This is a genomic window from Myxococcus sp. RHSTA-1-4, assembly GCF_020037125.1.
Taxonomy (GTDB): Bacteria; Myxococcota; Myxococcia; order Myxococcales; family Myxococcaceae; genus Myxococcus.
Map to the genome: position 1 here is coordinate 1 of NZ_JAIQDG010000031.1, position 22,304 is coordinate 22,304.

Annotated in this window: 19 protein-coding genes and 1 pseudogene; 10 read left to right on the forward strand and 10 right to left on the reverse strand. The window is 70.8% G+C overall.

Annotation, left to right across the window (positions count from 1 at the left end):
• Nucleotides 1-239, forward strand: a pseudogene (locus K8638_RS33375) (hypothetical protein); the annotation flags it as partial.
• A 132-nt stretch (nt 240-371) separates the two neighbouring features.
• Nucleotides 372-1,418 (forward strand): helix-turn-helix domain-containing protein, encoded by a 1,047-nt coding sequence (locus K8638_RS33380; protein ID WP_223758733.1) that lies wholly within the window; start codon nt 372-374, stop codon nt 1,416-1,418.
• Here the strand turns inward: K8638_RS33380 and K8638_RS45395 are convergent.
• Nucleotides 1,327-1,545 carry a winged helix-turn-helix domain-containing protein gene (locus tag K8638_RS45395; RefSeq protein ID WP_370644190.1) on the reverse strand — a complete coding sequence of 73 codons (219 nt, stop codon included), beginning with the start codon at nt 1,543-1,545 and terminating at the stop codon, nt 1,327-1,329. The genes K8638_RS33380 and K8638_RS45395 overlap by 92 nt on opposite strands.
• A 203-nt stretch (nt 1,546-1,748) precedes the next feature.
• Nucleotides 1,749-2,108: a Fic/DOC family N-terminal domain-containing protein gene (locus tag K8638_RS45005; RefSeq protein WP_223758734.1), complete on the reverse strand. Its 360-nt coding sequence runs from the start codon at nt 2,106-2,108 to the stop codon at nt 1,749-1,751.
• A gap of 599 nt (nt 2,109-2,707) precedes the next feature.
• Here K8638_RS45005 and K8638_RS33395 point away from each other — a divergent pair.
• On the forward strand, nt 2,708-4,063 hold the full coding sequence (locus K8638_RS33395) for a tetratricopeptide repeat protein (protein WP_223758735.1): 1,356 nt from the start codon (nt 2,708-2,710) through the stop codon (nt 4,061-4,063).
• A 40-nt stretch (nt 4,064-4,103) separates the two neighbouring features.
• Here K8638_RS33395 and K8638_RS33400 read toward each other — a convergent pair whose 3' ends face one another.
• The 4 genes from K8638_RS33400 to K8638_RS33420 all read right to left on the reverse strand — a co-directional run bounded on the left by K8638_RS33400 (nt 4,104) and on the right by K8638_RS33420 (nt 10,646).
• Complete coding sequence (locus K8638_RS33400; protein WP_223758736.1) at nt 4,104-6,101, reverse strand: S8 family serine peptidase; 1,998 nt, start codon at nt 6,099-6,101, stop codon at nt 4,104-4,106.
• 1,581 nt (nt 6,102-7,682) lie between these two features.
• Nucleotides 7,683-8,051, reverse strand: coding sequence for a hypothetical protein (locus K8638_RS33410; RefSeq protein WP_223758737.1), 369 nt, complete (start codon nt 8,049-8,051; stop codon nt 7,683-7,685).
• A gap of 190 nt (nt 8,052-8,241) precedes the next feature.
• Nucleotides 8,242-9,546, reverse strand: a complete 1,305-nt coding sequence (locus tag K8638_RS33415; protein ID WP_223758844.1) for a universal stress protein — start codon at nt 9,544-9,546, stop codon at nt 8,242-8,244.
• 71 nt (nt 9,547-9,617) lie between these two features.
• Nucleotides 9,618-10,646 carry a 2-hydroxyacid dehydrogenase gene (locus K8638_RS33420; protein ID WP_223758738.1) on the reverse strand — a complete coding sequence of 343 codons (1,029 nt, stop codon included), beginning with the start codon at nt 10,644-10,646 and terminating at the stop codon, nt 9,618-9,620.
• Between the two features lie 261 nt (nt 10,647-10,907).
• Between K8638_RS33420 and K8638_RS33425 the strand changes: the two genes are divergently transcribed.
• Together K8638_RS33425 and K8638_RS33430 are read left to right on the forward strand one after the other, a co-directional pair.
• On the forward strand, nt 10,908-11,357 hold the full coding sequence (locus K8638_RS33425) for a co-chaperone YbbN (RefSeq protein WP_223758739.1): 450 nt from the start codon (nt 10,908-10,910) through the stop codon (nt 11,355-11,357).
• 46 nt (nt 11,358-11,403) lie between these two features.
• Complete coding sequence (locus K8638_RS33430; RefSeq protein WP_223758740.1) at nt 11,404-12,744, forward strand: nicotinate phosphoribosyltransferase; 1,341 nt, start codon at nt 11,404-11,406, stop codon at nt 12,742-12,744.
• A 14-nt stretch (nt 12,745-12,758) separates the two neighbouring features.
• On the opposite strand, the gene K8638_RS33435 is transcribed toward K8638_RS33430, so the two are convergent.
• The 4 genes from K8638_RS33435 to K8638_RS33450 form a co-directional block, all read right to left on the reverse strand.
• Nucleotides 12,759-14,417 carry a hypothetical protein gene (locus K8638_RS33435; RefSeq protein WP_223758741.1) on the reverse strand — a complete coding sequence of 553 codons (1,659 nt, stop codon included), beginning with the start codon at nt 14,415-14,417 and terminating at the stop codon, nt 12,759-12,761.
• Nucleotides 14,418-14,478: 61 nt separating this feature from the next.
• Nucleotides 14,479-15,111 carry a hypothetical protein gene (locus K8638_RS33440; RefSeq protein ID WP_223758742.1) on the reverse strand — a complete coding sequence of 211 codons (633 nt, stop codon included), beginning with the start codon at nt 15,109-15,111 and terminating at the stop codon, nt 14,479-14,481.
• Nucleotides 15,112-15,267: 156 nt separating this feature from the next.
• Nucleotides 15,268-15,855 carry a Uma2 family endonuclease gene (locus K8638_RS33445; RefSeq protein WP_223758743.1) on the reverse strand — a complete coding sequence of 196 codons (588 nt, stop codon included), beginning with the start codon at nt 15,853-15,855 and terminating at the stop codon, nt 15,268-15,270.
• Between the two features lie 348 nt (nt 15,856-16,203).
• Nucleotides 16,204-16,404 (reverse strand): Hsp20 family protein, encoded by a 201-nt coding sequence (locus tag K8638_RS33450; protein WP_223758744.1) that lies wholly within the window; start codon nt 16,402-16,404, stop codon nt 16,204-16,206.
• A 452-nt stretch (nt 16,405-16,856) separates the two neighbouring features.
• On the opposite strand from K8638_RS33450, the gene K8638_RS33455 reads away from it, so the two are divergent.
• From K8638_RS33455 to K8638_RS33475, 5 genes are read left to right on the forward strand one after another with little or no spacing between them, the layout of a single operon-like run.
• A complete protein-coding gene (locus K8638_RS33455; protein ID WP_223758745.1) occupies nt 16,857-18,389 on the forward strand; it encodes a MoxR family ATPase in 1,533 nt (510 codons plus the stop codon).
• A complete protein-coding gene (locus K8638_RS33460; RefSeq protein ID WP_223758746.1) occupies nt 18,386-19,264 on the forward strand; it encodes a hypothetical protein in 879 nt (292 codons plus the stop codon). The genes K8638_RS33455 and K8638_RS33460 overlap by 4 nt, the downstream gene beginning before the upstream one ends.
• A complete protein-coding gene (locus K8638_RS33465; RefSeq protein WP_223758747.1) occupies nt 19,261-20,964 on the forward strand; it encodes a hypothetical protein in 1,704 nt (567 codons plus the stop codon). The genes K8638_RS33460 and K8638_RS33465 overlap by 4 nt, the downstream gene beginning before the upstream one ends.
• Nucleotides 20,951-21,580 (forward strand): hypothetical protein, encoded by a 630-nt coding sequence (locus tag K8638_RS33470; RefSeq protein ID WP_223758748.1) that lies wholly within the window; start codon nt 20,951-20,953, stop codon nt 21,578-21,580. Before K8638_RS33465 ends, K8638_RS33470 begins: the two co-directional genes overlap by 14 nt.
• A 2-nt stretch (nt 21,581-21,582) precedes the next feature.
• Nucleotides 21,583-22,296, forward strand: coding sequence for a hypothetical protein (locus tag K8638_RS33475; protein WP_223758749.1), 714 nt, complete (start codon nt 21,583-21,585; stop codon nt 22,294-22,296).
• Nucleotides 22,297-22,304 lie beyond the last annotated feature (8 nt).

Sequence of the window (22,304 nt, forward strand, 5' to 3'; positions counted from 1 at the left end):
GGACGAGCGACTGGACGCGTCGCGGGGACGCCGCCCGTGGCTGGCGGTCGCTCGCGAGGTGGGCGCGGCAGCTCCGGACGCGGGAGCTGTTCGGCGCACTCCATCTCGGCGCGGTGGCGGACGGGCCCCGGGCGCTCGCGGCGCGAGCGGCGCAGGCGCTCTGCGCGCACGCGCCGCTCGCGTGGCGGAGTGCGCCGCTCGAGCATCAAGCCTTCGCCGGAGCCCGCCATGTGAGCTGATGGCCATCACCGCGAAGTTGCTGGGAAATTCCCGCCCACCGCGTTGGGCACGCTCCCGGCGGCGCAAGCGGATGCGAGGGGGGAGCTTCCCGCGAGGACCGCGATGGACGCGGCAGCGGGAAGGAGACCTCGATGGACGAGCTCGTCCCGAAGGACCACGGTGAAGAGATTGCAATCTTCCGCAGCCAGGTCATCGGCCCGGTGGTTCACCGCCAGCTGACGCGCGGAGAGCTGCGCGACGCGCTGAAGGGGCTGGCGCGGCAGAAGTTCCGTCCGCCCGGAGCCGAGCGCACGCGGCACTTCAGCGTGCCGACGCTGGAGCGCTGGTACTACCGCTTCCGCAAGCACGGCCTCGCCGCGCTGCGGCCCCAGCCGCGCAAGGACGCGGGCCGCGCGAAGGCACTCGACGAGCGGGAGAAGCAGCTCGTCTGCGACGTGCGGCGCGAGCACCCGAGCGCGTCCGCGGAGCTGATTCTCGCGACGCTCGTGCGCCAGGGCCGCGTGCGCGAGGGCGCGGTGAGCGCCGCCACCGTGCGGCGGCTGCTCGCCGAGCGCGGGCTCGACCGCGTCTCGCTGCGCGGCACCCACGAGGGACTCGAGCGCCGGCGCTGGGAGGCCGCGTACCCCGGCGCGCTGTGGCACGGCGACGTCTGCCATGGCCCGGTGCTCACCGGCGGCACGAAGTGGGAGCCGCTGCGCATCCACGCACTGCTCGACGACAGGAGCCGCTACGTCGTCGCGCTCGAGGCGCGCTCCACCGAGCGCGAGGACGACATGCTCGGCCTGCTCGTGCGTGCCGTGCGCCAGCACGGCGTGCCAGAAGACACCGCTCTTCTCTCGCGCCTGCACACGCGAGTGCGCATCGCTCCAGTCTCCCTCGACGACGCCGCCGAGTACCTGCGGCACCGCCTGCGCCTGGCCGGCTGCGACCGCGAGCTGTTCCCTCGTGACGTCGTCGCGCTTCTCCACGAGGCCAGCGAGGGCGCCCATCGCGAGCTCGACCGCCTCGCCCAGCTGTGCCTGCGCGACGCCGCCTGCCTCAAGCGCAAGCTCGTCGACGGCGAGCTCGTCCGCAGCGAGCTCGAGCCTACGACATCCCCTGCAACGGAGTCGTCCCCTCGTTCAAGATGGCGAGGTAGCCGCGGTACGCGAAGACGCGGCCTCGCTTGCGTCCGGTGACCTCCTCCACGATGCCCAGACGCTCCAGGTCCGCAAGCGCCGCGTTCACCGTGGGGGCGGTCAGTCCGGTCCGAGCGACGAGCTGGTTCGACGTGAGGTACGGTTGCGCCTGCAACAGCTCGTGCACACGGAGCGATGAACCGGCGCGCTCGCTCTCGGTCGTGATGCGCTCCCGGTCGCGCTTGAAGAGCTCGACAATTCTAGTTGCCGCTTCGAACGCCTGGTTCGCTGTCTCCTCGACGCCCTCGAGGAAGAATTCGAGCCAGGCCTCCCATGCGCCCCGCTCGCGGACCTCCTGGAGCAGCCGGTAGTAATCGGCCCGGCGCGTCTTCAGAGTGGCAACTCCTTGAGCCGCTCGAGCCCGTACATCATCGCGTCGACGTAGTTGGAGACCTCACGGATGTCGTCGATGGGCTGGCCCTCCTGGGCCTCGGTCTCGAACCGGAGCAGGTCGGAGAGCGTCGACTGCGTCCCCTCAATCTGCGAGGAGAGCACCGCCTCCTTGCGCACATACATGTAAAGGAACAGCTCCTGGCGCGGCAGGAGCATCGTGATTCCATCGAGGCGGCCCAGCGCCCGCTCGGCGAGGCTGAGCCGGCCCAGCAGCCCCAGGACGTCGATGGGCGGTGCTGGCGGCAAGGGCGGTGGGACGAACGACCGCACACGCTCCCCGGCGGCGGTGGTCTCCACGAACCGGCCCATCCTCGAAGGCGCAGATGAGGTGTCAGTCATGCACCCAGCATTCGAACGAGGACTATTTAAGTCAAATGGCCCTCGATTAAATAAGGGTCCCCTTAAGGAAAGCAGCCTTTAACAGCCCCATTTCCGTAATGATTCCAACAGGTTCGGCCCTGCCCCTCACTGCTTGGAAAGGCGCTGCGCCCCATCGACAGGGGTCGGGCCCGCCTCTCCGTGAACAAGCGAGCCGCTCCACACGCGCTGCCCCCAGGGGTGAGTGGCCCAAGGAGATGTGCGGCCCACTCGAGAGAGTCTTCCTGAGCGGGCACATCGAACCGGACTTCCACGCGTGGGAGCAACTCCGGGTCCTGGGCCTCCGCATCCCGCAGGGCCAGCGGCCCCTGCACGAAGACGACGCCGACGGCGACCTCGTTGATGAGTCGTTGGTTGAAGCCGGTCATGGCGGGCTCCCTATTCGCTCTGACCGGCGGTGCCGGCGATGCTTTCGTCGATGGGCGCGCCCTCCGCGGGCGCGGTCGACAGCGGCGACATCGTCGAGCGCTGAGCGTCACGGTGCCGGGGCCCTCGTGCCGCGGCTATGCTCCGGCTCCATGGCGCACGCACCGTCATCCTCCGCCCCTGGCCGCTGGCTCCGCTGTGTCGGGCTGTGCCTGCTGGCCATCGTCTGCCTCACGGGCTTCAGCGAGGACTCCGGACCTGACGCCCCGGAGTTCGAGCAGGAGGCAGCGCGGCGTGTCCGGCGCGCCGCCAGCGCGGCCATGGAGCGGGACCTCGCCACGGCGCGCACCGAACTCGCCTTCGTGCTCGAGCGCCTACCGGAGGACCCGCGGGCCCTCTACGTCCTCGCCTGTGTCGAGCTGGAGGCGGGGCGCCACGACGAGGCCAGCCGGGCCCTCACCAGGCTGGAGCGGGCCGCGCCCGGAACGCCGGAAGTGGCCATCTTGCGCGACCTCGCCACCGCGCGCGGGCTGCACCCGGAGCTCGGCTGGCGCCAGCCCTTCCTCCAGGCGTGGCGCAGGCACGGCTCGCCCGACTTCCAGGAGGCGCACCTGCTCCCGCAGGACCTGATGGAGTGGGGCACCTTCCAGGTCGATGAGGCGCTGTGGCGCCGGGCCGCCTCCTCCGTGGAGGCGCGCCTCGTGCTGCTCCTCCTGGACCTGCCGGAGGCGGGCAGCGAGCGCTGGCGGTGGCTCGTCCAGCAACTCCCGGGACTGGAGGACCCGGCGCTGTCCGTGATGGTCATCGAGGCGCTGCGCAGCCGCACGCCGCCCGAGCCCCTGCGGACCGAGCTGGAGGAGGCCGCGCGCCAGAACCTCGCCCGCTTGGTGAAGGCGCACCCCCGGGACATGCAGCTACGGCTGCTGGCCACCCTCGGGTCCACCTCGCCCGAGACGCCCTTCACGCCGAAGGAGCTCCTGGCGCTGGAGACGGCGGCGGGCGCCCCCGACTGGCGCCAGCGCTCCTTCCAGCAGGTCTACCAGCAAGTGCGCACCCGGCTGGAGACGCTGGGGATGAAGAACCCGGGCCCGGCGGCCTTCTCGGCGGCGGTGTGGTACCTGGGTGGGGGCGGTCCGCCCCTGCTGCGGCAGCGGGCGAAGGCGAGCCGGGAGAAGCTCTCCCACGCCGAGCTCAAGCGGCTGAGTGACCTGGTGGAGCGGGTCGGGGTGTGCCTGTCCGAGCAGTCCACCCTCCTGGAGCACATGGTGGGCCTCATGTTGATGGGCTCCGCGGCGGAGTGGATGGAGGACACGTTGAAGCTCCAGCACGTGCAGGCGCAGCGGGCGGCGGCGAGGCGGCTGATGCATGGCTCGCGGCGCGTGAGCTCCGGGAGCTTTCCGCTGCGCTCGCTCATGGACGAGCTGCTGGAGACGGGCGTGCGCGACGAGCGGCTCCACCTCTCCGACTACAGCACCGAGCCCCCCGAGGACTGGAGCCCCCTGCCCTGAGCAGGGCCTCGGCGGGCGGGCGCGGCGCCGCCTTGGAGGACTACGCAGTCTCGGCCGGCAGGAACAGCTGCAGGCCTATCTGCACGAGCGTGCCGGCGTCCTGGGCGGCCTTGTCCTCGACCCTCACCTTCCACGTGCCGCTGCACTTCTTCCCGGAGTACCCGGCCAGCCCCGGGGTGTTCGACACGTCGTACAGCATCTCGAGGTTGGCCCGGCGCCCCCCGGCCCGGTTGTGGAGGACGACCTCCTTCAACCCGCTGGCCTTCGGCGGTACCACGGTGATGACCAGGTCTCCCACCCACGTGTGCTCCAGCTTGACGTACACCGCGAGCTTCTCCACGGGCGTGGCCACGGAGCACTCCACCGTCCCCTCGACGGTGCCGAGGTCCGGGATGGGCTGGTGCAGCAGGTTGTTGATGGTGACCAGGTGGCTGACCGCCCCCCGGGCCAGCTTCACCGCCGTCTCCGCGTTCAGCCGGCCGTACCCGTAGAAGTCGCTGTGGCCGTTGGCGTCATACTTCCCGCCCTGCGGGTCGATGGGGTCGCACGCCCGGCGGAGGAGGTCCTTCACCTCATTCCAGCGCAGGGCGGTGTTGGCGGACAGGAGCAGGGCCGCGACCCCGGCGGCCCCCGGGCACGCGCTCGACGTGCCCCCGAAGGAGTTGGTGAACTTCCCCGCCGGGTCTCCGAACTGGGCGCTGCCCGGGTTGTACCCGAAGTTGCCGAGCCGGTCCGTCGTCCAGATGCCGCTGGTCAGGGGCGCCGGGTGCTCGAACGGGGCGTAGGCGATGTCGTTGCTCGGGAAGCAGCACCAGACGGCCTTGCCATGGTCGCTGTACACGCTGCGCTTCGAGCGGTCATTGCACGCGGCCACGGCGGTGACCTTCTCGTAGCTCGCGTACCCGTCGTTCTCCACCGACTCGTTCCCGTTGCCCGCGGCGAACAGCACGACGCACCCCTTACCACCGCGGCCGTGGGTGACGGCGTAGTCGATGGCGTCCCGGGTGCTCGCCGGCAGGGCCACGGGCCGCGTGTGCACGGGGTCGTTCGGGTCCCACCACCTGCCGTCCGCCGGCCCCCAGCTGCACGAAATCACATCCGCCCCGTTGTCGGCCGCCCACCGGAAGGCCTGGGCCTCGCGGATGGAGCCGAGGCCGGAGGCCAGGCGAATCGGCATCAGCCTGGCCAGCGGCGCCACCCCGGACGCACCCTCGAGGCCGTTGGCGCACGCGACGCCAGCGCAGGCGGTGCCGTGGTCGTCGCTGTCCTTCGGCCTCGGGTCGTTCGTCTGCAAGGTGGCGTCCCGCGGGGCGACCATCTTCCCGGCCCCGCTCAACTCCGGGTGCTCGAGGTCCACCCCGTCGTCGATGACCGCCACCGTGACGCCCTGCCCACGGGTGATGGCGTGGGCCGCCTCGACGTTCGCATGGGCATGGAGCTCCACATTGTTCAGGATGGTGGCCTTCAGGTGCCACTGCTGCGGGAAGATGAGCTTGTGGCGCCGCTCCTGGACGAGCTCCGGGTGGCAATACACCACGTCGTCGCGGTTGAGCAGCGCGAGGGCGATGTCGAACACCTTCTGGCCCATCCCCTCGGGGGCGGCGGCCAGGAAGGCGTTGGTGGCGAAGTCGAGCTGCTCCTTGACGGTGAGCCCAGCGTCGCGGATGACCGCCTCGCAATCGTCGGGGTCCACGTCCTCACGGAAGCGGATGTAGATGTTCTCCGTGTACAGCACCGGCTCATCGGTGCCCGGGTGGACGAGCACGGAGCCGGCGAACTGCACGTCCGGCGACGCCTGCAGGGTCCGCTTCCTGTCGTCCAGGGAGCGGGCGGACACGGGCACCCGGTACACCTCGACGCCCGCTTCGGGGAAGCGAGCCACGAGGGTACCGTCCACCACCTCGGCCGCGGTCGGCAGTGGCACCGGGCCGGCCCCGCGGACCGGCAGGTGACTGCGGGTGCGAACGGCGATGAGGTCAGGGCTTTCGACCAGATCGAAGCCGGGCTCGCTCTTCGTTCCGAATTTGACTTGGGGCATCGTCTGTCTCCTGTGGCTCCCCTGGGGTTTGTGCATCCCCGGCGGAGAAGAGGAGGGCCCAGGGTGGGTGCGAGCCCGTGAGGGAGGAGGAGGCTGACGAGCCGCTGCCTGCTCCACTCGCTCGGCGCCGCTTCAGGTCCGGAGTTGAAGCCGGCCAATACCGGTGGTGCCAGCCTGTACGGCCCCTCGGCTCCAGCCCGCAACCCTCAACAGGCCCCCCATGTCTCGAGCACCTCACCTTCAACCCGTCGCGGGCCTGCGCCGCCGCATGCAGCGAAGGCCGCAGGCCCAGGGCCACCAGCGCCATCAGGTTCACCTCGGAGGAGAAGAGCAGCTCGCGGGTGTGCTGCCGCTGGCGGGGCTGCTCGAACAAGCCGTCGAGCCACTCGGGACTCAACGCCCGCTGCATGAGTTGAGGCCGGGGGCATGGCCCGGCAGTCGCTCGAGGCGGAAGTCCTCGGAATGGCATGCGCTGAGGGCGAGCGTCACCGACAGGCCTCATCGCAGTGGCCGGCGAGATTTCACCGGAGGGCTTCGGGTCACTCCCCGAGAAGATGTGGGGGCCTCGCGAGTGGAGCGAGACCGCTTGCTGCTTCGCGGCTTCACCCCAGGCAGGACTTCCGAGTTCGCCTCGAAGAACCTCCTGACAAAGGTCATCGCGTTCATCAGCGAGTCCACAGGCCCGCTCCCGAAGATAGGCTTGATGCGGGGGCGGGTGTAGCCCTCGATGAGCACGGGGCAGTACCAGATTCGCTCTTTGGGGGAGTGCACCGGTCGGCCCACCACAAGTCTCGAGATGCGCCGCTCACCCTCAGGCGTGACGTACTCCCAGTGGTCTTCGGCGATGGGGTCATCGATGCAGGCCAGCTTCGGACGCCAGTTCTTGTCATGTGGCATGGAGCGAGACCTCACGGCTCCCTGGGCGGACCGAAGTAGGCCCGACAGAACACGATGCATGCGGCCTTCCCCGCATGGCACGCACCCCAGCACGCCGCCTTGATTCGTTGTTGTCGCCTCGTCCTGTCTGGCAGCGTCCTGCAAAAGTCCTCTACCGCATCACTGCCTGCGCGACAGGCCTGGATGCACGCGTAGGACTTCCACGGATCCGCTGTCGTCTCGGACTCACCGGGCTCTGGTTCGGGTAGCGGGTCTGGACAAGCCCCGGGATTCAGCTTGCAGAAATCCGGCTCCCGTCCTTCGGTCGGAGGTGGCAGTGAAGGGCCTGGAGCCGGAGCTGACTGGTAGAGCGCGTCTCTTCGCGCGCCGGAATCGAGGGCAGAACCGGAGACTGTGGGCGGCCTCCCCGCGCACCCCATCATGGCGACCACCATGAGCAAGGATGGAGTACGAGGCGCTGGCATCTGGGGGGACAGTAGAGGCGAGTACAAAACACCGGCAATCTGCTCGCGGCAGGAGGTGTCTTGGGAGCGACACAGCTCGGCTGGCGGCGGGTCCTGTCATCGGCCACCTGGGACTGCCCACGGCAAGCGGGCGGGCCTCATGGGTTGGAACCGAGCGAGAACTCCCCGAAGACCGGGACCGCTGCTCGCGGTCCCGGCCCGACGGAATGGACCGCCGCCGTCAGTTGGCGAAGTAGGTCGTCTGGAAGATGCCCCCGCCCACGCTCTCGTGGTAGATGCTGACGCGGGTGCCCAGGGTGGCGGCCTCGGTCGCCTGCCGGAACAGCTCCAGCCGCTCGGCCTCGCTATGCTGGTAGCCCGTGTTCGAGGCGCCCGAGCCCAGGTACTGGTAGGTGCCGACGAAAGCACCGGAGCAGCCCTGCCCGGCGTACACCTGCACCTGCACGTAGCCCTGGCCATAGAAGACGTTGTTCTGCCGCGTGTACGTCGCCGAGCAGATGTAGCCATTCACCGTCGTTGGCGCGGCGTGGGCGGCGCCGGTGAAGAGCACCGACATCAGCACTGCGCAAAGGGCGGACACTCGCTTCATTTCTGCCTCCTCGGGACGTTGCCCGGATGCCGTGGGAGCTCATGCCCCTGCACGGAACAGGGAACGTACCGAGCCCTTCTGACATCCCGGGCGGAGGCAGCCGCCGAAGGCCCTCGCCTCTCTGCCACAGCCTTTGCCGCTCGCCGCGCTCCGTGTCCGGGCGCGGCGAGCCCACGGGCTCACCGGCCCGTCACGCCTGCAGCGGACGCACCAGCAGCACGGGCCGGTCCGTACGCGACAGCATGGCCTCCGCCACCGAGCCGAGCACCGCGCGCTTCAGCCCCGAGCGCCCGTGCGTGCCCATGACGATGGCGTCCACTCCGAACCGCTCGGCCGCCTGCACCAGGGACGTCACCACGTCCTTGCCAGCCCCCGGGATGACCTCCACCTTCACATTCCGCCCGGTGGCCTCCGCCTGCCGGGGCACCACCTCCAGGAGTTGCTGCCGCAGCTCCGCCTCCTTCTCCAGCGAGCGGAGCCCCTCCGCGACGTGCACGAGGTGCACCGTGCCGCCCGGGGGCACCAGCCCGCAGGCATGGGCCACCGCGCGGTTGCCCGTGTCGGAGAAGTCGGTGGCCACCAGCACCTCGCGGAACGCCGGCAGCGGCGCGTCCGCCGCCGTCACCGCCGCCTGCGACGGCACGCACGCCACGGACATGTGCGCCAGCCGCAGCGCGTGGTGCGACACGCTCCACAGCCTGCCCAGGGCGCGCCGGTGGTGCGTGCCCACCACCAGCAGGTCCGCCTTCTCCCGCGCGGCCAGGTCCACCAGGTGGTCGGCGATGCGGCCCACGCCCGGCTCCACGACGGAGCGCGGAACCTGTCCCTCGGCGGTGGCCAGCGGCGCCATCAGCGACGCCGTCTCCCTCTCCAGCGCCAGCCGCAGGTCCGGCGTCACGTCCGCGAACACCAGCGGGTGCGCCAGCCCCAGGCGCTGGTACTCCTCCTCCGGCCAGTAGATGCGCCCGCCCACCACCTCCACCGCGCCCCACTTGCGCATCGCCTTCACCCAGTCGCGCGCGGCCTCGAAGGGCAGCGAGCGGTCCACGCCCAGCATCACCCGCAGCGGCCGCTCACCCCGGGCCCAGGCCTCCAGGGGCCCCGGCTCGCGCACCACCAGCAGCGGCACGGTCAGCGACTGCGCCAACCGGTCCACCGTGCCGCCCACGCCCAGGAAGGGCGCGTCATGGCTCGGCGCGGACGTCACCACCAGCGACGCCCGCTGCTCCTCGACGAGGACCTGAATCGCCACCGCCGGCTCCCCGACGAGCAACGAGGACTGCACCTTCGCCCCCGCCTTCTCCAGGCGCTTCACCTGGTCGCCCAGGGCGGCCTCGGCGGCGTCCTTCAGCGAACGGCCGAAGGCGCGGGCGGAGTCGGGGTTCAGCACGTGCACCAGCCACAACGGCTCGCCCGTCTTGCGGGCGAGCTCCGCGGCGATGGTGGAGGCGCTCAGCGAGGCATCGGAAAAGTTCGTGGCGCAGACGATGGACATGGTCTCTCCATTATCAAAATCCAGCTCGGGCACGACGGACTTCATGCCCTCATCACTTCATGTGCCAACACTCACCGTGAGGTTGGCGGCGCGCGCATCACCTGCTCGGCGCGCACCTCGTTCACCAGGGGCTCCCCCTGCTCGAAGGCCCTCACGCTGGCCAGCGTCGTCTCGGCGATGTTGGCGAGCGCCTCGTGCGTGAGGAAGGCCTGGTGCGAGGTGACGAGGACGTTGGGGAAGGTGAGCAGCCGCGCCAGCACGTCGTCCTGGAGCACCTGCCCGGACAGGTCCTGGAAGAAAACGCCCTCCTCCTCCTCGTACACGTCCAGGCCGGCGCCGCCGATGTGGCCCGACTTCAGCGCGGCGAGCAGCGCCCGGCTGTCGATGAGCGCGCCGCGGCCGGTGTTGATGAGCACCACGCCCTTCTTCATCCGCGCCAGCGCCGCCGCGTCCACCAGGTGGTGGGTGCCGGGGGTGAGCGGCACGTGGAGGGAGATGACGTCGGAGGTGGCGAACAGCTCGTCCAGCGGGACGAAGCGCACGTTCAGCTCGCGCTCGAGCTCGGCGTCCGGCGCCACGTCGTAGCAGAGCACCTGGCAGCCGAAGCCGCGGAAGATGCGGGCGGCCACACGGCCGATGCGGCCCGTGCCCACCACGCCCACCGTCTTCCCCGCCAGGTCGAAGCCCACCAGCCCGTCCAGGGAGAAGTTCCAGTCGCGCACGCGCGCGAAGGCGCGGGTGAGGTGGCGGTTGAGGGCGAGCACCAGCGCCACCGCGTGCTCGGCCACCGCGTGCGGCGAGTACTCGGGCACGCGCGACACGCGGATGTCCAGCCGCCGCGCGGCCTCCAGGTCCACGTGGTTGTAGCCCGCCGAGCGCGCGGCCACGAGCCGCACCCCGCCCGCGCGCAGCACCTCCAGCGTGGCCGCGTCCACCCGGTCATTCACGAAGGAGCACACCGCGGGGAAGCCGTCCGCCAGCTTCGCCGTCTGGAGCGTCAGGCGCGGCTCGAAAAATGTGAGCGCGTGCCCGAAGCGCGCATTGGCCTTCTCCAGCGCGTCGCGGTCATACCGGTGGGTGTCGAATACGGCCAGCCGCATGCCTGCTCCCCTGCCCCGCGGGACTGCCTGTCCGCCGGCCATGACCGGAGCCAGTGCAATGCCCGCTCCACGCCTGTCCTACCCCGCCGGCCCTCACGGGTCGCGCAAAAACTGCACACTCCGTGAGCGGGTCGCAAAAGCTGCGAGCCGGGCGAGCGGTGGGGGGCCTGGCGGCGGGCTCGCGAGGAAGCGGCAGTGAAGCGTGCGGCGAGGGAGCGGCCTGAATATGGGTTGGGAAGAATTCCGCGTCGGGAGGTGCCCATGTTCCGCTGCAAGACGTGTGGAGCGTTCAACCGCGTGCGAGAGCCGCGTCCCCCGGGCATTCCCGAGTGCGGCCGTTGCCACGGGGCACTGGACGTGTCCGGCGCGCCACAGGAGGTGGACGGCGAGGCCCTGGACCGGGCCGTCCTCGGCTCGCCAGTGCCGGTGCTGCTGGACTTGTGGGCGCCCTGGTGCGCGCCCTGCCGCGCGGCGGCCCCCATCCTCGACGCGGTGGGCCGGGCCCAGGCCGGACGGCTGCTCGTGCTCAAGGTGAACACGGAGCAGCACCCCCAGGTGGCCAGCGCGCTGCGCGTGCAGGGCATCCCTACCTTCGTGGTGTACGCGGGTGGGCGCGAGGTGGCGCGGCGCAGCGGCGTCCTGCCACGCGCGGAGCTGGAGCGGTGGGTGATGACGGCGGTGGCGCAAGGAGGCGCGGGCGCCACCGTCTGAACCTGACGCTCCTCCCACCGCCGGGGCCCGCGCCAGGAGGCAGGCCATGGACGGCGGCACCGCGCTGCTGACGGACCTCTACCAGCTGACGATGGCGGAGGCGTACCTCGACGAGGGGATGTGGGACGAGGCGGTGTTCAGCCTCTTCGTGCGGCGGCTGCCCCCGCGGCGAAACTACCTGCTGGCGGCGGGGCTGGAGGATGCCCTCTCGCTGCTGGAGGGCCTGCGCTTCCGGGAGCGGGAGCTGGACTGGCTCGCCTCGCTGGGGCGCTTCTCGGACCGGCTGCTCGGCTGGCTGGAGCGCTTCCGCTTCAGCGGGAGCGTGGACGCGATGCCGGAGGGCACGCCCGTGTTCGGCCAGGAGCCGCTGCTGGAGGTGCGCGCGCCGATGCCGGAGGCGCAGCTCGTGGAGACGCTCCTCATCAACCAGGTGCACCTGCAGACGCTGGCGGCGTCGAAGGCGGCGCGGGTGGTGGAGGCGGCGGCGGGGCGCACGGTGATGGAGTTCGGCCTGCGGCGCATCCACGGCACGGACGCGGGGCTGAAGGTGGCGAGAGCGGCGTACATCGCGGGCGTGGACTCCACGTCCAACGTGCTCGCGGGGATGCGGTACGGAATTCCGGTGGCGGGCACCATGGCGCACAGCTACGTGCAGGCGCACGACGACGAGCTGGCGGCCTTCCGCGCCTTCACGCGCGTCTACCCGGATGCCACGCTGCTGGTGGACACCTACGACACGCTGCACGGGGTGCAGCACGTCATCCGGCTGGCGCGCGAGCTGGGCGAGGACTTCCAGGTGCGCGCGCTGCGGCTGGACTCGGGAGACCTGCTGGCGCTGTCGCGCGCGGCCAGGATGATGCTGGACGAGGCGGGGCTGCACGAGGTGCGGCTGCTCGCGAGCGGCGGGCTGGACGAGGACGAGGTGGCGAGACTGGTGGCGATGGGCGCGCCCCTCGACGGCTTCGGCGTGGGCACGGCGATGGGCGTGTCCGCGGACGCGCCCTCGCTGGACATGGCGTACAAGCTGGTGGAGTACGCGGGGCGCGAGCGCGTGAAGCTGTCCGCGGGGAAGGTGCTCCTCCCCGGCCCCAAGCAGGTGTACCGGCGGGAAGAGGACGGCGTGGCGCGCGGCGACGTGCTCACGCGCCGGGGAGACGTGGCGCCGGGCAGGCCGCTGCTCCAGCCGATGATGCGCGAGGGGAAGCGGCTGCCCGGGGCGTCCCCGCCGCTGGCGGAGGTCCGGGAGTACACTCGGCGGGAGGTGTCACGCCTCCCGCCCGAGCTCCGGGCGCTGGCGCCCGCGAAGCAGCCCTACCCGGTGACGCTGGGCACGGAGCTGGAACTGGCACGGAACCACCTGGTGGAGATGTGGGCCGCCGCTCCATGACGACGCGGCGCCTGCTACGGGTCGAGGTCCACCGTGAGCACGCGCGCGTCGTACACGCGGAGGAAGCCCTCGCCTCCTCCGTACTGCGGGCCGAAGCCGCCTCCCACCACCAGGCCTCCGGCGGAGGTCAGCGCGAGCGCGTTGACGCGGGCCCCGACGTCCGGCGGCCGGTCGATGTAGGTCACGGGCCCGAGAGCCCGGGTCTCCAGGTTCATCGCCGCGAACCAGCCCTTGTCGATGATGGGACTGGAGACCATCGCCTGGTGGCCGCCGACGAGCAGCACGCCCGAAGGCGAGAAGCCCTGCGTGTCCACCACGCCGGGCCCCTGGCTGGCGGGGGTCGTCCACTGCCGGATGCCATTGGGGCCGAGCAACGACAGCGTGAAGCCCCCCGGCTCGCTGCCTCCGATGGAATTGAAGACGCTCATCACTCCCGCGGGGCTGATGGCGAAGTCATTCCAGGACTCCTCCCGCTCCCAGAGCCGCGCGCCCTCGGGGCTGAACTTCCGGAAGTAGCGCTTCTCCAGGATGTAGCCCGTCGCCGTACCGTCGAGCCTGAACACATTGCCGGACAGATAGAGCGCGCCCTGTGCATCCCCCCCCAGGCCCGCGAGGATATTGATGGGCCCCTCATTGAAGGTGTGGCTCCAGCGCTCGGTGCCCTGTGGCGAGAGCGCGTACAGCTTGAAGTGCCGCGAGCTCTGCTGGATGTCCACCGCCACCACGAAATAGACATTCCCATCCGGAGCCACCGCGATGCGATCGCCCCACAGCCTCTCCCCCTCCGGCAGGAAGCTCCACAGCTCGCGCCCCTCCACGGAGAACCCGGTGACACGCCCGGACGAGCTCAGCACATAGGTGTTGCCCTGCCCGTCGAGCCCCATGCCCCTGGGGTTCAGGGACTGCAGCCGCCAGCGCGACTGGCCGGTGCCGCTCAGCCGCGTCACGTCGTAGACGTCCCGGATGACGAGGTCGCCGCCCGGCGCGACCGCCACCTCGCGGAGATGACTCGGCCACGGCAGTTCCCACTGGAGAGGGGAGGCGACCTCCTCCAGGGAGACGACCTTCAAGCCGTCCATCCGAAGCGTGCAGTCCCGCGTCGCCGTGGAGCAGGCGCCGCCCCACCGGGGAAAGCCCACCGGCGTCGCCCGGAGCTTCACCTCCGCCGTGCGGACCGGCACCCTGCACGGCGTGCCGCAGGACCACTCGTCCGCACCGGCCACGACGCTCGTACCGGCGGCCAGGCCGCGCACCTCCACGAAGGCAACGGCACGGCCCGTGAGCACCGCGTGGTCTCCCTCGGGCGCCCCCTCCGTCTGGAGGCGGACCGTGTGGCTGCCCGCGAGCCGGGGCGTGAACTTCACCCGGACCTGGCACTCCCTGCCCGCGTCGAGGAACCGCTCGCAGGTGCTGGCGGCGATGACGAACGCGTCATTGTCGACGGTGACGTTCACCGACTCCACGGCGACGGGCGAGGCATTGCGGATGGTGAAGAGGTGCTCGTCGGAGCTCGCACCCACCTCCACTTCGCCAAAGTCGACCGATGCCCTGTCGATGATGAGCGCCGCGGCCGGCGGGGCGGGGAGCGGCTCTTCGTCCTCGCCCGAGCACGCGAGGAAAAGGACGGACGCACTGGCGAGCAGCCAGCGGGAACGCCAAGACTTGCAAATCATGCGCGGCTTTCTATCTCAATGCTGGAAGGACAGGCGAGCTTTCGGAAAAGCCCCATCCAGGTCAGGGCCCGGCGTCGGGCGGCTCCGCCACGCATTGCCCCTGCTTGCAGCGGGACTCGAAGGAGGGAAAGCCACAACTGCCACTGCTGACGCAGATGGGAGACCCTGTGCAGTAGCGCGATAGCTCCTCGGCGGCCTTCGCCTCGAAGTCCTCGCGGGCGGTCCGGCTCACCATCGCCGGGGGGCACTGCCCATAACCCGCGCAGCGGCCGTCGACGTTGGCCGCCACGCAGTCGCTGTCCTGCTCGCAGTGGGCGCGTTCCGTCCGGAGCTTCTCCAACGCGCAGTACACCGTCAGCAGTCGCGGGCAGCCGTAGCCGTCGTTGGCGCACCCCGGGTAGGTGTACGTCTCCTGCGGGTGGCGGGGGAGGGAGCAGGCCGGCCGCTCGGGAGTGTTCGGACACTGCCGCTCGTCGGTCGAGCCCGCCGGACAGCTCCAGCTCCCGGCCGTGCACACCGGCTGAATCAGGATGTCCTCACACCCCGCACAGCAGGTGGGCTTCTCGGCCGGCGCGCACGCCGCCTCGAATCCCGGTCCGCTGCCAGGCCCCGCATCTCGTGAATCACCTTCCGAGAGGTCCGCGCGGCAGCCCAGCCACACGCACCAGAGAACCAACGCCACCAGCTTGCGCATTCGCGTCCCTACCTGGTTGTCGGCCCCGGCGAGCGCATCCTCACCGGAACACGCCATGCGTCACAAGCGAAACGGCACGTCCAGGCACTGGTGGCGGTGTGTGGTGTCCGGAGGATTGGACCACGGGTCCAGATGACGCGGCAGGAACAGCGCGCCCTACGCTTCCTCTTCATGATTGGGTGGCCAGAGCGCACCGAGCTTCAGCTCGAGCGCCTCGAACGGCGCGGCCCGGATGACGTCCACATCGCCATGGACGCCCAGCTCGACCCAGCGGCCATCCATGAGCTCGCTCACCGTGAGCGTCCGCGCATCCAGGTCGATGAACCAGAGATGGCGGATACCGATGCGTGCATAGAAGGGGCGCTTGATGCGCTGGTCATACGCGCGGGTGCTGGGAGCGAGAATCTCACAGGCCCAGTCCGGAGCGACGGTCCACCGCTTGGAGGGAAACCGGGGCACGCGCTCGCGGCGCCAGCCGGCGAGGTCCGGCACGAACTCGGGTGAGCCCTCCACCTGGACACCTGGCTCGGCTGCAATCCACCAGCCGCCCGGCCCCCCACGCCCCTGTTGGAATGGGCCGCGCAGCTCCCCCATGAGCTCGCCCTGGACCCAGTTGTGCCCGGGCATGGGACGGGCATGTGTGTAGAGCGTCCCCTCGATGATTTCCCCCACGACCCCCTCCGGAAGCGCGTCGATGTCGGCGAGGGTGGCAGGATGGTCCAGCTTTCGAGCGCCGTAGCCCATGCCGACAGTCTGGGGATAACACCCGCCCCTGACAAGCGACCCGGCGGAGCGCACCTCTCGACTGCTTCACGCGTGAACACCCGAGGAAGACTGCCACGGCGGCGCGAGGCCAATGAAGACCGGCGCTCGCGCCACCGCTTCCGCTCCGGCCTCGGGGCCCACGTCCACGCTACAGCTCCCCCGAACCTTCGCGTGACAAGAGGGTGCGGAGCCTGGTGAGGAGAATCCCTCCCCGCACGTCTGCCGTGGAACCTGATTCCGGATTGGAAAGAAAACAACCCGGGACACCCCGCCCGACACGATGCGCGTCCGCGCGTGGCGGGGAGGGGGCGTCCCGGGGCGTGCCTGTCACGCCTTGGCCTTCTCGTGAGCGTCGCGGGTGCTCTTCACGGCGATGCGACGAGGTGGGGCCTGATGGCGCTTGGGCACGCGAAGCGTAAGCATGAAGCTGCCGAGGCTGTGTTGATGGCTGTACCAGGTGTCATGCGGCTCCTGTTTCTCCGCGTCGCGTCCACCGCGCACGGTCAGACAGTTGTCCTGCAACGTCACGTCCAGCGCTGCTCACCACTGCTTCGACCGACAGGAAGGTTTGTGTTGTTCAGGCCTCCTTGAAGCCGCCTCGCTCCCTGCGAGGCACACCCCCTCCAGGAGCAAGGTCCGTACCGAGCCCTTTCCCCAGGGAGAGGCACGCCGCGCACGCAACCGCTGCGTTTTCGCGCGCTCGGAAGCGCAATCGCTGCGTGAGGGGGGCATCCCATGCAGGCAACCGTCCGCCCGCAGCGGCGCACGTGCAACGATGCTGCACCTTGGAAGCGCCACACCCACACCGTCACGCCCTGTTGGCGCGAAGGGCGCACGGTCCGTTGGCCATGGACGACTTCCGACGTGGGGGCCACCTACGCCGTGGACGTGAGCGGGTGGCGAATCCTGGCAATCCAGCGGTAGCCGCAGCCCATCTGGTCCCCCCACCCGGCCGCGTGCTCTACTCGCGCGCGTCCTACATGGAATCCTCCCAGCTCGTCGCCTCGTGGCTCCAGGGCCGTGCCACCCTCGGACCGGACCTGGAGCTCCGGCTCGCGCCCCGCACGGTGTCCGCCCTGGCCGGCAAGCTCCGCCGCGCGTACTCGTGGATTGCCACCCAGGCGCTCGTCAGCCCGTACCAGGACGTGCAGTTCGGTGACCCCGTCGTCCTGAGCGGCGCGGGCACCCGCGTGGAGCTCGGCCCGGTCGGCTTCTCCGCCTACGTGCTCCTGCCGCTGCTCAACCTCGCCACCTCGCAGCGCCTGCTCTTCATCGGCGCACCCGGGCGCGGCAAGACGACCATGGCCACGCTGCTCGCCCTCATCGCCGGTGGCGCCCCGGACGAGGTGCGCCGCTCCGTGCAGCATGGCCACCCGCAGCTCACCCTCACGGACCTGCTCGGCAGCCCGCTGCCCAGCGAGCTGATCCGCGCCGAGGACGCCAGCCACATCCGCGTCGCCTGGCGCCGCTGGCTCACCCAGCGCGTGAAAATCGTCGACGAGTACAACCGCATCCCCACCAAGACGCAGTCCGCCCTCCTCTCCCTCATGGCCGAGGGCTACGCGGAGATGTTCGAGCAGGTCGTGGAGTGCGGCCGCTCCGCCTGGTTCCTCACCGCCAACGACGACCAGGGCGGCGGCACCTTCCCCGTCATCGAGGCCCTCAAGGACCGCATCGACATCGTCGTGCGCAGCATGCCCTTCCACTCGCACCAACTGGACACGCTCGCGAAGCGCGTGGCCGAGGGCTCGGTGCCGGGCCAGTTCGTCCCCGCCGACATCGTCTTCACCTCCGAGGAGCTGGACGCGCTGGAGCAGGAGGTGCGCGCCGTGCCCATCCCCCGCGCGGTGCTGGAGCTGCTGGGCTTCTTCGCCGGGCAGCTCGAGTTCTGCCAGCGCGCGTCCGGGCAGCTCGAGTACATGGTGAAGGACACGCTGCACCTCGCCGGCCGGCGCGTGGCGCACGTATGCACGGAGGACTGCCCGCTCGACAAGAGCGTCAACCTCTGCACCCAGACGGAGAACGGCGTCTCCGCCCGCGCGTACCAGGCAGTGCTCCTCTTCGCCAAGGCGCTGGCGTACTTCCGCGGCGCGCCGGAGGTGACGGTGGAGGACCTGCGCCAGGTGCTCCCCTGGGCGCTGCACGAGAAGCTCAAGCCCAACCCGCAGAGCGCCTTCTTCCAGAAGCCCGAGCACGCGGTGTACCTGCTCGACCGGGCCGGCTGGGTGCGCCAGCTCTTCGACGCGGCGGTGGTGCAGCAGGCCTCCTACGCGAAGGTGCGCGAGCCCGTGGCGCGGCTGAAGGCCCAGGCCGACAAGGGCCCCCTCGGGCTCGACGCGGGTGAGGTCCGCCGCCGGATGAGCGACCTCCAGCAGGTGATGGAGAAGATGCTCCAGAAGCAGGAGCTCAACGGCCCGGTCCACGAGGACCTCGTGCTCCTCAAGAACCTGCACGGCCGCTACGGCGCGTGGCTGCGGAGCCTGGAGCGGCGCGGGAAGGTGGAGGGCGCATGAGCGGCACCTGGGAGGAGCAGGCCCGAGAGCTGGCCGCGCAGGGGCCTCGGAAGCATGCGGACTGGGACGCGGCGCTCTTCGAAACGCTGGTCTCCGGCCCCGCGCGGATGCTGTGGAACGCGCTGTCCGCCGAGCCGCGCCGGGACCGGGTGATGGCCGCATGGCTGAAGCTGGCCGCCGAGGCGGTGGGACTGGGCTACGTGGACCGGGCCAGCGTGCGCTTCTGCGTCACCGGCCAGGGCCCCACGCCCGAGTCGATGACGCCGCTGTGCCGCTGCCTGTTGCTGCTCGCGCCGGCGCAGCTCCCCGCGTACCCCGCGGACCGGGCGGTGGCGCTGCTCGCGCGCACGTGGAACCTGTGCGAGGGGCTGGCGGCACAGCCCCTGTGGCTCAATCGCTACGTGGACTCGGTCGCGGCGTCGGAGCCCCCGGCACTGGAGCAGTTGGAGGAGTTCCTCGCCACCACCCTGGAGCCGGCCCTCACGCCCGCGCGGGCGGCCGCCTTCTCCGGGCCCTTCACGCTGGCGATGCTGAACACGCGAGAGCTGATGGACGACTTCATCCCCGGGGACATGCACCTCGCGGCCCCCGCCGTCCTCTGCGTGCATGACCGGCGCCTCGCTCACACCCAGGTGGGCCTTCTGCTGGCACCGGAGGGCAGGTCACGCTTCCTCGGCTTCCAGCCCTGCCTGGGCCCCGGCCCGGGGGAAACGCCGCCCTCGATGGAGCCGCTGAAGAACGCGGTGCGGGTGAACGGCCAGGAGGCCGCGCTGCCGCTGCTGGGTGTGCCCCACCGGATGCTCGCCGCCCGAAGCGGGTACGTGGTGGCCAGCGCGGTGGACTCGCAGCGGCTGTGGGTGCTGGACACGCCATGAGCCAGGCCGCCCTCGAGCAGGAGCCCGTGCCCGAGACACTGGAGCCGGAGCTCCAGCGTCACGTGGAGTCCTGCTGGCAGCGGGCGCAGGCGCACTGGTCGCGCTTCCTCCTGCTCAGCGAGCCCCGCTCGGCGAAGCAGGGCTGCTCGCTGGCGCACATCAACCTCGTCAGCCGGCAGGTCTGGTTCAACGCCCGGGAGCTGAGTGAAAAGGACCTGCTGGGCAGCATGGAGGCGGTGCTCGCGCACGAGGTGGGGCACCACGTGCGCTACCCCGGCAGCCTGAGCGTCTCCGCGCGCCTGCGCATGCTGGAGAAGACGCTGCTGCCGCTCGGCGACTACTCACTCATCAACGTCTTCTGCGACCTGCTCATCAACGAGCAGCTCGGCACCGACGAGGCGCTGCGGCCGCAGCTCATCGCCATCTACCGCGCCTTCCAGGGCGAGGTGCGCTGGAAGCAGGACCCGGCCTTCCTCTTCTACCTCTCCATCTACGAGGAGCTCTGGCGGCTGGAGCCTGGGGGTCTGATGGGGCCGGGGTACAAGGCCTTCTCCAAGCACTTCCCGGACGCGCGCGCGGACGCGCAACTGGTGGCGCAGAACCTCTTCCACCTGGGCCCCAACGTCTACACGCAGTTCCTCTACTTCGTGTCCATCTGCTCGCGCTACGTGCAGCCGCTCAAGGGCGAGCTGCCGGAGAGCACGGACCCGCAGGCCTGCTGCAGGGGCGAGCCTGGCCCGGAGGACTGGGCGGAGGCGCTCACGCCGGGAGCGCGGGAGAAGGAGGCGGTGCGCCGCGCGCTGGCGGAGGGTTGGCTCGACGAGGAGAACGCGGAGCGGCTCGTGGGAGAGAAGAGCCGGGAACGGCGCATCGCCTCGCTGCCCGGGCAGGGGACGGCGAACGCGGAGGCCGTGCCCGAGGTCATGGCCGCGTACTACCGGCGGGAGGCGGAGCGCCACCTGCTGCGCCCACCGGACCGGCTGCACCTGGGCGAGGCGGTGGTGCCCACCACGCTGGAGGAGTGGGAGCTGGGAGACCCGCTGCCCTCGGTGGACTGGCTGGCCACGCTCGGCCTGCGCGGGGACAGGCTGGGCGCGGTGATGCCGCTGAAGCGCGAGCGCATCGCCGACTACGAGGGCCAGGACGTGCCGCTGTGGCAGCCGCGCGTGGAAATCTACCTGGACGTCTCCGGCTCCATGCCGGACCCGCGCACCACGCTCAACGCGATGACGCTGGCCGCGCAGATTCTCTGCGTGGGCGCCGTGCGCGCGGGCGGCTGGGTGCGGGCGCTGCTCTACTCGGGGGACACGGTGGCCTACTGGACGTGGTGCCGCTCCGAGGTGGAGATGTCTCGCTTCCTGATGCACTACATCGGCGGAGGGACGGAGTTCCCCTTCGCGAAGCTGGCGGACTCCGTGCGCGAGCAGCGGGGCCGGCAGCCCACGCGCATCGTCATCACCGACCGGGACTTCGACCACAACTACGACTCCGATGCGAGCCACGCGCGCATCTTCTCGGAGGCCACGGATGCGTCCGCGCCACTGGTGCTGCTGCTGCACCATCCCGCCCCCGAGCGGGTGGCGCACTACCGGAAGCAGGGCGCCCGCGTGGCCGAGGTGATGGAGCTGGAGGACTTTCCGAAGGTGGCGGCCGCGCTCGCGCACGCCCTCTTCCAGGAGGAGCGACATGTCGCCCTTTGAGAAGCTCTTCGGCCGCAAGGGGGGCGCGCCCTCCGCGGAACAGCCCCGGCTGCGGCTGACCGCACTCTGCGCGGCCCTGTCCCAGCGCCGCCCCGCGATGGAGAGCGCGGAGGTGGACCCCGTGCTCGTCCGCGCCTGGCTGGCGGACTTCTACCGGGACCAGGGTCTGGAGCCACTGCACCCGGACACCTTCCTCACGCTGTGCGTCGACCTGATGCCGGAGGGCTGGCGGCGGCTCGCGCTGGTGACGGACGCGCTGACGGATGGCGCGGTGGGCCCGGTGGTCGCGGCACTGGCACGGATTCAGGGGGTGGAGAAGCAGGTGCGTGCCGGCTTCGTGGACTTCGCGCGGGAGACGCATCTGCTGACGCTGGAGCTGGTGGGCCTGAGCGAATTGCGGCTGGAGGAGCTGGCACGCCGGTGGGTCCACGCGCTGGGTGCCGGCATCGAAGGCGAGTCGCCGGAGGAGAGCGCGCAGCGGCTGAAGCGGCTGGACTACACGCGCCTGCTGGAAGAAGCGGAGCGTGCGAAGCGCGGAGCGGAGTCCCGGCAGGAGAAGCTGAAGAAGCTGCGCGAGGAGCAGGACAAGCGGATGGCGCCCCGGGGGAAGTGGTAGCCATGCTCGAGACGCCCGAACGCGCCGGCACGGCGTACCCGGCTGAAGACCTGCGGCGCTACCAGTTCCACACCGGCGCGCCGCTGAGGCCCCTGAAGCCGGACGAGCCCTGCCCGGTGCTGTACCGCGACCTGGGCCCGGTGGCGCTGCGACGGTATCTCCGCGGAACGCTGCCCCGGCTGGCGGGCCCGCTCACGCCGCTGCTCTACATGCGCACGCTGAGCTTCCGCGAGCCGTACACGGATTACGAGAACACCGGCCGCCTCGTCTTCCTGAGGCCGCTGCACGTGCAGCCGTGGGACTCGGGTGTGCCCGGCGTGTACGTGGCCCGGGCCACGCGGCCGGTGGACCTGTCCACGGTGGCGTACTGCCCGGGCTCCATTCCACTGGAGTCCGTGGAGCCACTGGCGCGCGAGGTGGCGGACGCGGCCGAGCTTCGCGAGGCACTGGGCGGACGTGTCTATGACGAAGCGGTGAGTGGCGCGCTGCACGCGCTGGACGGACTGGTGGCGGAGATGGAGTCGGCGGAGACTCGCGCGGAGCCGCTGCGGCGGGCGCTCCAGTCGAACCAGCGCGACGTGCGGCTGCGGGCGCGGGATGAGCTGGCGCGACTGGGGCTGAAGGAGAACGACCTGTGCGCCGCATGGCACCACGTGCCGCGAGAGCGCCGGGCGCTGCTGATGGACGCACTGCCCCGGCTCCGCCTTCCGGGGTAGCCCCGCGG